The organism is Lapillicoccus sp. (assembly GCF_046595215.1).
GTDB lineage: Bacteria > Actinomycetota > Actinomycetes > Actinomycetales > Dermatophilaceae > Lapillicoccus.
Window position 1 is genome coordinate 1 of the sequence record NZ_JBKJPP010000134.1, and the last position, 12,801, is coordinate 12,801.

Below are 12,801 nucleotides of genomic sequence, written 5' to 3' on the forward strand. Positions count from 1 at the left end.
AGCAGACCATCGACTACCTCCGCCTGACGGGTCGCCCGGAGGAGCAGCTCGCGCTCGTCGAGTCCTACGCCAAGGAGCAGGGCCTCTGGCACGACCCGAGCGCCGAGCCGCGCTACTCCGAGAAGCTCGAGCTCGACGTCTCCACCGTCGTGCCCAGCCTCGCCGGCCCCAAGCGGCCCCAGGACCGCGTGGAGGTCTCCAACGCGCAGGCCAGCTTCCAGACGGCCCTTGGCGACTACACGGACAACAAGGACGCCAAGGCGACCGTCAACCTCGACGGCCAGGAGTTCGAGATCGGCCACGGCGCCGTCACGATCGCGGCGATCACGTCCTGCACCAACACCTCCAACCCCAGCGTGATGATCGCTGCGGCCCTGCTCGCCAAGAAGGCCGTCGAAAAGGGTCTCTCGCGCAAGCCGTGGGTCAAGACCACGCTCGCTCCGGGCTCCAAGGTGGTCAGTGACTACTACGAGAAGTCCGGCCTCACGCCGTACCTCGACAAGCTCGGCTTCAACCTCGTCGGCTATGGCTGCACGACCTGCATCGGCAACTCCGGCCCCCTCATCCCCGAGGTGTCGGCGGCGGTCAACGAGGCCGACCTGGCCGTGACCAGCGTGCTGTCGGGCAACCGCAACTTCGAGGGTCGGATCAACCCCGACATCAAGATGAACTATCTCGCGTCGCCGCCGCTCGTGGTGGCCTACGCGCTGGCCGGCTCGATGGACCTCGACCTGTTCGGCGACGCGCTCGGTCAGGACCAGGACGGCAACGACGTCTTCCTCAAGGACATCTGGCCCAGCCCCACCGAGGTCGAGGAGACGATCGCGATGGCGATCAACTCCGAGATGTTCGACGAGTCCTACAAGGACGTCTTCGCGGGAGACGAGCGCTGGCAGTCGCTGCAGACGCCCGAGGGCAACACCTTCGAGTGGGACGAGAGCTCCACCTACGTCCGGCGTCCTCCGTACTTCGACGGCATGCCCCACGAGCCGTCCCCGGTCGAGGACATCACCGGCGCCCGCGTGCTGCTCAAGCTGGGTGACTCGGTCACGACCGACCACATCAGCCCCGCCGGCGCGATCAAGAAGGACAGCCCGGCCGGTCGCTACCTCGCCGAGCACGGTGTCGAGTCGCGTGACTTCAACTCCTACGGCTCGCGCCGTGGCAACCACGAGGTCATGATCCGCGGGACCTTCGCCAACATCCGGCTGCGCAACCAGCTGGCCGAGGGCACCGAGGGTGGCGTCACCCGCGACTTCACCGCCGGCGGCGAGGTCACCTCCATCTACGCGGCCAGCCGTCACTACCTCGACGCCGGCATCCCCCTCGTCGTCCTCGCGGGCAAGGAGTACGGCTCCGGGTCCTCCCGCGACTGGGCCGCCAAGGGCACCGCACTGCTGGGCGTCAAGGCCGTCATCGCCGAGAGCTACGAGCGGATCCACCGCTCGAACCTGATCGGCATGGGCGTCCTGCCGCTGCAGTACCCCGCGGGCCAGCACGCCGACTCCCTCGGCCTCGACGGCACCGAGACCATCTCGATCAGCGGGATCACGGCGCTCAACGAGGGGATGACGCCCAAGACGGTCAAGGTCGTCGCGACCAAGGAGGGCGGGGAGCCCGTCGAGTTCGATGCGGTGCTGCGCATCGACACCCCCGGGGAGGCGGACTACTACCGCAACGACGGGATCCTGCAATACGTCCTGCGCTCCCTCGTGACGAGCTGACCCGCGCACCGCACGCCCGCCACGACGGCCCGCCACCCCCACCGGGGAGGCGGGCCGCTGTCGTCCCCGCAATGATCGTCCGGAGGGAGAGCGGCAAAAGGGCATTTCGGGCTGCGGAGACGGCACTGAGGTTCTAGGATAAGCCCCGGTATCACGTGATTTGTAGGCAAACCGAAGGGTGAACCCGATGGCTGATCGTGGTGGTGTGCCCAGACCGCAGACAACCGGCCTCAGCCGCCGCGCGGTGCTCGGCTCGGGTCTGGCCGCCGCATCGGCGCTCGGGGTGGCGGGATCGCTGGCGAGCGCTCCGGCGGCGTATGCCGGTCCGTCCGGGCACGAACGGCGCAGAGGCCCGGGTGGCCGGCCGGGCCCGGCCGGGCCGGGCGAACACCACACGCAGTTCACCCGCTTCTCCGACGACGCTCTGCGGCGCGGGTCCATGCAGGGGGCCGTGCTGCGGGACGAGGGCGTGCGGATCTCGCGCCCGACGAGCACGCGGGACCACGTCGACCCGTTCGGCAGCGGTGTGGCGATCAGCTACGACGAGGCGTCGTGGACGTCACCCGTGGTCCGCACGCCGTTCGACCTCACCGAGCTCATCGCGTCGTGGAACGTCGAGACCCCCGACCAGACCTGGGTCGAGGTGCTCGTCCGGGGCACGGACGAGGCGGGCACCCGCTCGGGGTGGTACGTCCTCGGTCGCTGGTGCGCCGAGGACCCGGCCGACGGGGGGGCGATCCACCGCACGTCGGTCGACGGCCAGAAGAGTGATCTCGCCAACGTCTGGACCGACACGCTCCACCTCTACGACCCGCACCGCCTCCACGACTACCAGCTCCAGGTCAACCTCCTGCGGCCGCGGGGCAGCCGCCAGACGCCGGTGCTGCGGATGATCGGCGCCGTGGCGTCCAGACTGCCGGACGAGACCACGGTGGCGGTCAGCCCGCTCGGCCGCGCCGCCGGGCGCACGCTCGACGTGCCCACCTTGTCGCAGGAGGTCCACGTCGGCCACTACCCGCAGTGGGACAACGGCGGCGAGGCGTGGTGCTCGGCGACGTCGACGGCCATGGTGCTGAGGTACTGGGGCGCCGGACCCGGACCGGCCGACCTCGCGTGGGTCACCCCCCCGGTGGACGCCGAGGTCGACTTCGCAGCCCGCAGCATCTTCGACTACACCTATGACGGCGCCGGCAACTGGCCGTTCAACACGGCGTATGCCGGGCGCTACGGTCTCGAGGCCTTCGTCACCCGGCTGCGCAGCCTGACCGAGGCGGAGGAGCTCGTGCGCGCGGGGATCCCCGTGATCATCTCGGTCTCGTTCGCCAAGGGCGAGCTCGACGGGGCGGGCTACGGCACCAGCGGTCACCTCATGGTGGTCGTCGGGTTCACCACGAGCGGGGACGTCGTCGTCAACGACCCGGCGTCACACCTGATCAAGGACAACGGCCAGGTGCGCACGACCTACCGTCGCGACCAGCTCGAGAACGCGTGGGTGCCGCACTCCGGCGGCACGGCATACGTCGTCCATCCCTTGCGGGTGTCGCTGCCGCGGCCGCTCGTGCCCTCCGAACCGAACTGGTGAGTCATGGCTGATCGTGGAGAGCTGCGGCCGATGCCGACAGCAGGGGTGAGCCGCCGCGCGGTGCTGGGGTCAGGCCTCGGCGCCGCAGCCGTGCTCGGGGTGGGCAGCGCGGTCGCGACGGCTCCGGCCGCGTCCGCCGCACCGCCGGCACGGCGGATCGCCTTCCGCTGCTGGGCCGGACCGGACTTCGAGCAGGGCTCGCACTCCGGGACCCGGGCGACGGCGGCCGGGCTCGTCCTCGCCGGCTCGGTCGGGCAACGGGTCTACACCGATCCGTTCCCGGGCGGCGTGACCCGGACCTACGACACGGCCACCTGGACCTCGCCCGCAGTCTCCCCGGGCTTCGGCCTCACCCAGGCCATCGCCTCGTGGGACGCCGACACCCCGGACGGCACCTGGGTCGAGGTGTCGATCGGGGGCACGACCTCGGGCGGTTTCTCGGGCTGGTTCGTCGTCGGTCGCTGGTGCAGCAACGACCCCGCCCAGGGCGGCGCGATCCACCGCTGCTCCGTCGACGGTCAGGTCAACGCCCTCGCGAGGATGGACACCGACACGCTCAGCCTCCTCGGCGGGCTGAGCCTGACGTCCTGGTCGGTGCGCGTCACGCTCCTGCGTCCGATCGGTGCGACGACGTCCCCGACGGTGCGGCTCGTCGGTGCGGTCGCCTCTGCGCTGCCGGCCGGGACGACCGTGCCGGTCAGCGCGCCGGGGGTCGCCCGGGGCGTGACGCTGAACGTGCCGGCACTCTCGCAGGAGGTCCACCGGGGCCACTACCCGGAGTGGAACAACGGCGGTGAGGCGTGGTGCTCGGCGACCTCGTCGGCGATGGTCCTCGGCTACTGGGGCACCGGGCCCAACGGGGCCGACGTCAGCTGGGTGACGCCCTGGGTCGACAGCCAGGTGGACTACGCCGCCCGCAACGTCTTCGACTACACCTACAGCGGCTGTGGCAACTGGCCCTTCAACACCGCCTACGTCGCCCGGTTCGGGCTGCGGGCGTTCGTGACGCGGCTCCGGTCGCTCGCCGAGGCGGAGGTCTTCATTAAGGCCGGCATCCCGGTCATCGTCTCGGTCTCCTTCTCGCGCACCGAGCTGACCGGCGCGGGCTACGGCACGGCCGGTCACCTGATGGTCATCGTCGGGTTCACCGCGAACGGCGACGTCATCGTCAACGACCCGGCGAGCCACCTCATCGCCAGCAACGCCCAGGTGCGCACGGTCTACCAGCGGGCCCAGTTCGAGAACGTGTGGATCCCGCGGTCGGGGGGCACGGCATACGTCATCTACCCCCCGGACGTGAAGCTGCCGCAGCCCCCGCGCGAGCCGAACTGGCCCGTCAGCTCTGGCGTCATCGTGCCGATCCGTCCGGTGCGGCGGCGCTGAGGCCCACCGGTCCCGGGGCGCTCCGTGCGGTTGAGAGACTGTGGGGGTGAGCTCCGCAGTCCCGCCCGGTTGGCCGAGGCCCGTCCCCCCCGCGCACACGCCCGGGTGGGAGGACAAGGCCGTCCTCTGGCTGCTCGACCACTGCCCACCGGACTATCGCGCGTATGCCGGGTGGCGCAAGAACCCGGTCGCCCTCGCGTGGCTCGCCGACCGGCACATCGACGGACAGGTGTCGGCGATGCGGCAGGCCTATCGCGAGGCGCGGGTCGAGCTCGGCGATCGCGTCACGACCGAAGCGCTGGCGGAGATCATGGCCAACCTCGAGGTGGAGGGGTTGAGGTTGGTGGCGGCCAAGCGCAGCGCAGCCCTGGTGCTCGAGGCGATGCAGGGCAAGCGGTTCATCCCGCGCCTGTGAAGGACGCCGTCCGTCAGCGGGGCTGTCGACGCTGGCGAGCCCACGCCGTCCACCCGGCAACGAGGGCCGCGACCGTGGCCAGGGCCCACGCCACGCTGCGGCCGGGGACATTGGACGAGGCGGTCCGGACGGCGACCAGCACCCCACTTCCCGTCGGCCGCACCCGGATCCGGCCACGCGGGGAGAGCCTGACCCGGCCCAGGTCCCGACCCTGCGAGGTGAGACGCAGCTGGGCTCCTGCCAAGAGATCGCGGGGGACGGCGACGGGCAGATCACGGGTCAGACCTCGACCGGGCATGCACCGCAGCATCGTCGACAGGTGGTCGACGTCGAGGACGAGGCCCTCGTGCTCGCTGCTCAGGTGGGCCGTCGTCGACCCCTCGTCGTCGCTGACCTCGAAGCGCAGGTCGGCGACGACGGTGAGGGGCCGCCCCGGGCTGGAGTCAGGCACCGTGGCCGTTGGCGGCGCCGCGGTTGTCCTTGTCGGAGGTGGTGATCCGCAGGGTGCCGTTCAGCTTCCAGGTCGCCCGGTCGCTGTCCGGACCGGTCGTGCGCGGGACCTCGATGGACATGTCGACGAACGTATAGTCGATGGTGGCCTCCTTGCCCGTCAGGTAGGACCACATGTCGCGGCCGAAGTCGGCAAATGAGGTGGTGTCATTCGAGGTCGTGGTGCTCATGGGTGCTCCTGGTGAGGTCGCGTGGACGTGCGTGCGTGCCATTGTGCAACAGGTCCCACCCAGACTCGCGACGAGTGTGGCATGGGTCCCACCGTCGGAGATCAGGGCCCGACACGATCAATAATCTGCCCGGCGACTCAGCCGCACCGGCTCGGGGGATCACCCCTTGACGCCGCCCTCGTTCGCTCCGCTGACGAAGTGGCGCTGGAAGACGAAGAAGAGGATGGCGACCGGGATCGTCGTCAACAGTGCGGCGCCCATCTTCAGCGGGAACTGGGTGCCGGAGCCGAGCGAGCCACTGGCCAGGCCGGCCAGTCCGGTGATCAGCGTCTTGTGCTCGGGGCTCTGGGTCACGACCAGGAAGTGGCTGAACTCGTTCCACGAGCCCTGGAAGGACAGGATCGTCAGGGTGATCAGCGCGGGCCGGGCCATCGGGAGCACGACGGACCAGAAGGTGCGGAACACCCCCGCGCCGTCCATCCGCGCGGCCTCCTCGATCGAGATCGGGACCGAGTCGAAGAACTGCTTCATGATGAAGACGCCCGCGGCGTCGACGAGCAGCGGCAGGATCATCGCGGCATACGTGTCGTAGAGGCCGAGGTAGGTGACGATGAGGAACTTCGGCACAGCAGCGCGACGCCGGGGACGCTCATCACAGCCAGGACCGCGGCGAAGAGGAACCCCCCGGCCGCGAAAGTGCAGCCGGGACAGGGCATAGCCGGCAAGGCTGTCGAGGAACACCCGCGCCGCTGTGACGATGACCGTGACCAGGACCGAGTTGCCGAGCCACGTCATGATCGGGATCGAGCTGTCGGGGGTCAGCCCGAACATCCGCTTCCAGGCCGAGAGGTCGAACGGGTTGGGGATGATCGAGAGCGGGGTGGCGCTGGCCTGTGGGTCGCTCTTGAACGACGTCGCGATCTGGATGAGGAAGGGGTAGAGGTAGATGACCGAGAAGAGGACCAGCACGGCATACCCGGCGAGCTTCTTGCGGCCGGCGTTGCGCACGTGCCGCAGGTCCTCGTCGTGGACCGTCTGGGCCGAGTCCTTCGTGGGTGTGCGGGTGCTCGTGCTCATCGCCGTGATCCTGTCGTGGTTTCTGCGAGGGGGGCGGCGCCCGACCCGCCGGCGCCCGACGCGCCGGCGTCCGCCAGGACGGCGCTGCGCCGACGCCATCGGCTCGGCTTCTTGTCCTCACGCATGACCCGCCGCTGGAACCAGGTCAGCACGACGATGATGAGGAAGACGATGAAGGCCATGGCGGCTCCGGAGCCGTACTTGATCGACGTGAAGCTCTGGTTGTAGGACAGGAACGCGGGGGTCATCGTCGTCCCGTCCGGGTTGCCCTTGCCCATGACGTAGATCTGGTCGAAGACCTGCCAGGTGCCAATCAGCCCGAGGGTGACGACGAGGAAGATCGCCGGGCGCAGGATCGGGATCGTCACGAGGCGCAGCTTCTGCCACGCCGAGACGCCATCGAGCGCCGCCGCCTCGTCGACCTCGACCGGCATGTCCTGCAGGGCCGCGAGGAACATCAGCATGAAGGTGCCCGTCGTCGTCCAGATCGCGAGGATGATGATGACGCACATCGCGACCGACGGCCCGGAGAGCCAGTCCCAGAGGCTGCGGCCGAAGATCTGACCCTGGGCCCACGACGGGTTGTCCGCGCCGAAGAGTCCGAGGAACAGGTGCAGCAGCCCGCGCGAGTCACCGAACCACTGGGGCCCGGTGATACCGAAGATCTTGAGGAAGCCGTTGACGGCGCCGGAGTTGGAGAAGAGGAAGAGGAAGACCGTCGAGATCGCGATCGAGCTCGTCACGGACGGGAAGTAGAAGGCGGTCCGGAAGAAGCTCTTGCCTTTGAGCAGCTTGTTGTTCACGACGAGGGCCAGCAGCAGCGACGTCATCGTCTGCAGCGGCACGACGAGCAGCACGTAGAAGAACGTGTTGCCGATCGACTGCATGAAGGTCTGCCGGGTCAGCCCCTCCTTGAGGAACAGGTCCGTGTAGTTGGAGGCGCCGACGAAGGTCGCGTTGGGCCCACCGCCGAAGGGGTCGACGTTTCCCGTCCAGTTCGTCACGCTGACCCACAGGGCCATGACGACGGGGACGAAGAGGAACACCCCGAGGATGATGATCATCGGGGCGGTGAAGATCCACCCGGCGACACCCTCTCGCCCGTGGATCCCGCCCTTGGTGCGGGTCATGGCTCTCTCTTCCGCCAACGGCATACGGACTCGACCTCTGCGCAGTCCGTATGCCGTTCGCTCGCGGTGGGGGGTGGGTCCGTCAGCCCTTGAGGGCCGCGTCGCCGTTCTTCTGGAGGTCGGCGAGCATCGCCTTGGGGTCTCCGCTCTTGCTGAGGGTGGCCATCTTGGAGTTGAAGGCCTTCATCACCGGGTCCATCCCCGGGGCGTTGACCGCGCCCTGCCCGTAGTCGGCGCCGAGGGCGAACGGGGCGTCAGCGGGGTACTGCTTCTTGAACTCGGCGATCCCCGCCTCGGTCGACGGCATCGGGCCGAAGGCCTTGGCGAAGGCGAGCTGCTGCTCGGTGCTGGTGAGGAAGGTGACCAGGTCGACGGAGGCGGCCTGGTACTTGCTCTTGGCGGCGATCGCCCAGCAGTTGCTGAAGCTCAGCGTCCCCTTGCCGGCAGACCCGGTCGGCATCTCGACGACCTTGTACTTCAGGGCGGGGTAGTCCTTCTGCATCCCGCCCTTGATCCAGTTGCCCTCCATCGTCATGGCGGCAATGCCCTTGCCGAAGGCCTCGCCGCCCCACCCTGCGGCCGGCGTGGTGTCGGTGTTGAACTTCAGCGTCCCGGCGTCCATCATCTTCTTGATCTGCTGGAGGCCAGCGAGGTTCTCCGGGGTGTCGGCGGTCATCTTCTTGCCGTCGCTCGAGATGACCCAGCCGCCGGCCTGCTTCATGAACGCGCCGCCGCGGTTGATGTCGTTGCCGATGACGAGGCCGGTGACGGCCCCCGACGTGAGCTTCTTGGCGACCGTCTCCAGGCTCGCCCAGTCCTTGGGGATGTCGGCGTCCGTGAGGCCGGCCTTGGTCCAGAGGTCGGTGTTGATCTCGAGGGCGAGCGTGGAGTAGTCCTTGGGCGCGCACTGGAGCTTGCCCTCGTAGGTGAAGGTCTGGACCAGGCTCGGCAGGAACTTGGCGTTGGTGAGCTGGTCGCCGTAGGCGTAGAGGTTGCCCGCCTTGGCGAAGTCCCCGATCCGGGTGTCCGCCCCGTAGAAGACATCCGGGGGAGTCCCGCCTGCGAATCCCTGACCGAGCTGCTGGTCGAGGTTGTCGGCGGCGATGACCTGCACGGTGTTGCCGGTCTTGGTGCCCCAGGCGGCCGTGGCGGCCTTGACCGCGTTCGTCTCGGCGTCGCCCGAGCTGCCGATCATCATCGTGAGGGCGACAGGCCCGCTGGCCGGCGCCTGGGTGGCGGCCGGCTGGCTGAAGCCGCCGCCGCCCGAGCATGCCGCGAGGGTCAGTGACCCGACCGCGCAGAGGATGAGTGTGGCTCGCGCCGGCCGGGTTGTCATGGACTGCATCGTGGTTCTCCTTTACCCGGCAGGACGCCGGAGTGCGGTGGTTCGGGACGGTGGAGGAATGGCAGCGGGGAGGTGGTGGCGTCTGAGGTCGTCGGGCGGCTACCTCGACGTGCTGGCTCGAGGGACGACCGCGGGGACGATGATCAGGCCCTCGCTCGGTTCGGTGGGCTGCTCGAGCATCCGGACGAGGGCATCGGCGATGTCCTCGAGAGGCTGACGCACGGTGCTGATGTCGAAGACCTCGGCGATCCCGCCGTCGTCGAAGCCCATGACCCCGATGTCCGCGCCGGGGCGGAGTCCGCGCCGGCTCATCGCCAGGGTGACACCCAGCGCGACGATGTCGGACACGCACCCGATCGCGTCGCCGGGCTCGAGAGCGTCGAGGAGCCGGTCAGTGGCGGCCGAGGCCTGCAGCGCGTCCTGCGGCGTGGTCCCGGACAGGAGCCCTGCGTCCTGGTCGAGATCGGCAGTGGCATCGGCCCACCCCTTGCGGCGCTCGTCCCCGACAGGTGAGCCGCCCGGCCAGCCGAGCCACGCGATGCGCCGGTATCCGCGGTCCCGCAGGTGCTCGACCCCGGCGACGGTGCCGGCCCGCCCGTCCACGTCGACCCACGAGGTGACGGTCGGGTCGTCCCAGATCCGCCCGAAGGACACGAAGGGCACCTCACGCTCGCGCAGCCACGCAGCGCGAGGGTCGGCGTGCCGGGTGTGGGTCAGGACGAACCCGTCGACGACCTGGGTGGCCAACAGCCGGTCGTAGGTGCGCAGGACCCGCTCGTCGTCGGCGACGAACGTGATGAGGTGGGCGTCGTCCGCCTGCGCCGAGGCGGTCAGGGCGGAGAGGAAGGGGTCGAGGATGTTGCCGACGGGCCGCCCGGCTGCCTGCTCGACCTGGAAGCCGATGGCGTTCGCCCGTTGTCGACGCAGCGACCGGGCGGCCCGGTTGGGGCGGAATCCGAGCCGGGCGATCTCGGCCCGGACCCGCTCGAGGGTCTCGGGAGCGACCCGGTCGGGGTTGTTCATCGCGTTGCTGACGGTCTGGCGCGAGACCCGGGAGGCCTTGGCAACATCGACGAGGGTCGCTCGTTCGCGCCGTTGTCCGCGCATGAGATCGCACCCTTTCCGAAGGCGTCGTCGACTCCGCGTCCCTGTTGATCGTTCATATCGACCCGCACTTGACATCGGTTTGAACGTTCATATGGTGAGGGTTGAAGTTTCCCCACAACGGCATCGGGTGTCAAGACCCTCGGCAACTGCTGACGTGACACCCTTCGGTGCCGGAGCCGGATGGTCGACCCGTTGCCACCGCACGACCGAGCGCGCCTCTCTCCCAGCCGAAGGGCAGTTGACCCCATGTCGCCAGCCGCATCCCGCCAACCATGGCTCCACGAGATGACGGTGTGCGTCCTCGGCAACGTCACGGCCGTGTCGGACGCGGGGGGCGACATGCGGCCCGACACCGCAGCCGGGCTCTATGTCGATGACCGTCGGGCCCTGAGTGAGCTCAGCCTCACCGTCGGGGGAGAGACGCCGAGTCGGGTCGCGCACGGGGCCCTCGGCGGGGCCGCGGAGTTCCTCGCGTCGGCCCGCAACCTGGGCTCGCTGACTCCCGACCCGGTCGTCGAGGTCCGCCGCAGCCGGGGACTCGTGACCGGCGGCATGGTCGAGTCGGTGGTCATCACCTCGCGGTCGACCGAGCCCATCGAGACCGTCGTGGCCATCAGGTATGCCGTGGATGCTGCAGCCATCAGCGCCGTCAAGACCGGTCGGGCCGACCTCGTGCCGCTCGAGCCGGCCATCGACGCGTCAGGCGCGCGCTTCACCGCGCCGTGGCACGACTACGTGACACGCCTCGAACCCGTCCCCAGCTCGGTCGCGGTCGACGAGGGCTGCGTCGTCGCCTCCTTCGCCGTCCGCCTCGAGCCTCAGCAGGCGCACACGGTGCGCCTGCACCTCCTCGCCCATCGGCGGCTCGCGTCGCAGCTGGATGCCGATCCTGGCGGGCACCTCGTCGCGTGGGACGACGTGTGCGTGAGTGGCGCCGACCCGCGGCTCAGCCCCACGGTGGACAGCGCCGTCCAGGACCTGCGAGCGCTCCTGCTCACCGACCCGATGGCGCCGCAGGACGTGTTCGCGGGAGCTGGAACCCCCTGGTATCTCACGTTGTTCGGTCGCGACTCGATCTGGGCGGCACGGATGACCCTGCCCATCGGCACGGAGCTCGCGCGGGGCACCCTCAGGACGCTGGCCCGTCGTCAGGGGGTCCGTTACGACGACGCGTCTGCCGAGGCCCCCGGCAAGATCCCGCACGAGGTCCGGCGCGTCCCCCATCTCGACACGCAGTCCGGCCTGGCGCTGCCGGCCGTCTACTACGGCACGGTCGACGCCACGGCCCTGTGGGTCCTGCTCCTGCACGACGCGTGGCAGTGGGGACTGCCAGAGGAGGACGTGGCAGGGCTGCTGGACCCGCTCGAGGCAGCGGTGGACTGGCTGGTGACCGACGCCATGCCCGACGAGGACGGCCTGCTGAAATATCTCGACGAGACGGGCACCGGGTTGGCCAACCAGGGGTGGAAGGACTCGGGGGACGCCATCCGCTTCCGCGACGGCAGCATCGCCGTCGCCCCCATCGCCCTCGTCGAGGCGCAGGCGTATGCCGTGCAGGCCCTCGAGTGCGCGGCCCGCCTGCTCGACGCCTTCGGCCGGGACGGCTCGAGCCAGCTGCGCGAACGACGTGCCGCGCTGGCGGAGCGGATCCGCCGGCGCTACTGGGTGCATGACGGAGCCACCCCCTACCTCGGTCTTGCCGTGGACGGGGCAGGACGTCTGGTCGACGGCGTCGGGTCCAACATGGGACACGTCCTCGGCACCGGTGCGCTTGCCCCCGACGAGGTCGCCTCCGTCGCCTCCCACCTGGTCGGGCCGGAGCTGCTCGACGAGTTCGGTGTGCGCACCTTCGGGTCGGGCAACGCCGGGTTCAATCCGCTTGGCTACCACACGGGTTCGATCTGGACGCACGACACGGCGATCACTGCTCTCGGACTGGCTGCCGAGGGTCTGCCCCTCAAGGCGGTGCGGGTCGCGAGGACCCTCCTGGCGTCGGCGGAGGCCTTCGACTACCGGTGGCCGGAGCTCTACTCCGGGGAGGCAACCCTGGGTCGACCTGCGCCCTACCCGGCCTCGTGCCGACCCCAGGCCTGGTCGGCCGCATCGGCCGTGGCGCTGCTCACCGTGGCCCTCGGCGCGCGGCCGGACGCACCGGCTCGGACCCTGCACCTCCACCCGGTCCGGCCCTCGGCCTACGGCCCCATGCGGGTCGAGGGGCTGCGCTTCTGCGGCGGCCGGATCGACCTCGACGTCGCGGACGACGGAGCCGTCACGGTCCTGGCGGCCCCGGCCGATGTGACGGTCACCATCCACTGACGTACCTCCCCTCGTGTCCCGAGGAACGGCCCTTCTAGGCTC

General features: G+C 69.8%; 11 protein-coding genes. 5 read left to right on the forward strand and 6 right to left on the reverse strand.

Going from position 1 to position 12,801, the window contains the following annotated elements:
- From acnA to ACLL9L_RS11735, 4 genes are all read left to right on the forward strand, one after another.
- The coding region (gene acnA, locus ACLL9L_RS11720) for an aconitate hydratase AcnA (RefSeq protein ID WP_411284841.1) at positions 1-1,724 on the forward strand (1,724 nt) is incomplete at its 5' end.
- A gap of 187 nt (positions 1,725-1,911) precedes the next feature.
- Positions 1,912-3,306 (forward strand): C39 family peptidase, encoded by a 1,395-nt coding sequence (locus tag ACLL9L_RS11725; protein ID WP_411284842.1) that lies wholly within the window; start codon positions 1,912-1,914, stop codon positions 3,304-3,306.
- A 3-nt stretch (positions 3,307-3,309) separates the two neighbouring features.
- Positions 3,310-4,689 carry a peptidase C39 family protein gene (locus ACLL9L_RS11730; protein ID WP_411284843.1) on the forward strand — a complete coding sequence of 460 codons (1,380 nt, stop codon included), beginning with the start codon at positions 3,310-3,312 and terminating at the stop codon, positions 4,687-4,689.
- 46 nt (positions 4,690-4,735) lie between these two features.
- Entirely contained in the window at positions 4,736-5,104 is a 369-nt protein-coding gene (locus ACLL9L_RS11735) for a hypothetical protein (RefSeq protein ID WP_411284844.1), read from the forward strand.
- 13 nt (positions 5,105-5,117) lie between these two features.
- Here the strand turns inward: ACLL9L_RS11735 and ACLL9L_RS11740 are convergent, their stop codons facing one another.
- The 6 genes from ACLL9L_RS11740 to ACLL9L_RS11765 form a co-directional block, all read right to left on the reverse strand.
- The gene (locus ACLL9L_RS11740; protein ID WP_411284845.1) at positions 5,118-5,555 is read right to left on the reverse strand and encodes a hypothetical protein; all 438 of its coding nucleotides are present in this window, start codon (positions 5,553-5,555) and stop codon (positions 5,118-5,120) included.
- Complete coding sequence (locus ACLL9L_RS11745; protein ID WP_411284846.1) at positions 5,548-5,784, reverse strand: hypothetical protein; 237 nt, start codon at positions 5,782-5,784, stop codon at positions 5,548-5,550. The genes ACLL9L_RS11740 and ACLL9L_RS11745 overlap by 8 nt, the downstream gene beginning before the upstream one ends.
- A 159-nt stretch (positions 5,785-5,943) precedes the next feature.
- Positions 5,944-6,861: a carbohydrate ABC transporter permease gene (locus ACLL9L_RS11750; RefSeq protein WP_411284847.1), complete on the reverse strand. Its 918-nt coding sequence runs from the start codon at positions 6,859-6,861 to the stop codon at positions 5,944-5,946.
- Positions 6,858-7,991, reverse strand: coding sequence for a carbohydrate ABC transporter permease (locus ACLL9L_RS11755; protein WP_411284848.1), 1,134 nt, complete (start codon positions 7,989-7,991; stop codon positions 6,858-6,860). Before ACLL9L_RS11755 ends, ACLL9L_RS11750 begins: the two co-directional genes overlap by 4 nt.
- Before the next feature lie 82 nt (positions 7,992-8,073).
- Positions 8,074-9,336 (reverse strand): extracellular solute-binding protein, encoded by a 1,263-nt coding sequence (locus ACLL9L_RS11760; RefSeq protein ID WP_411284849.1) that lies wholly within the window; start codon positions 9,334-9,336, stop codon positions 8,074-8,076.
- 99 nt (positions 9,337-9,435) lie between these two features.
- Entirely contained in the window at positions 9,436-10,443 is a 1,008-nt protein-coding gene (locus tag ACLL9L_RS11765; protein WP_411284850.1) for a LacI family DNA-binding transcriptional regulator, read from the reverse strand.
- A gap of 285 nt (positions 10,444-10,728) precedes the next feature.
- On the opposite strand from ACLL9L_RS11765, the gene ACLL9L_RS11770 reads away from it, so the two are divergent.
- On the forward strand, positions 10,729-12,759 hold the full coding sequence (locus tag ACLL9L_RS11770) for a glycogen debranching N-terminal domain-containing protein (RefSeq protein ID WP_411284851.1): 2,031 nt from the start codon (positions 10,729-10,731) through the stop codon (positions 12,757-12,759).
- Positions 12,760-12,801 lie beyond the last annotated feature (42 nt).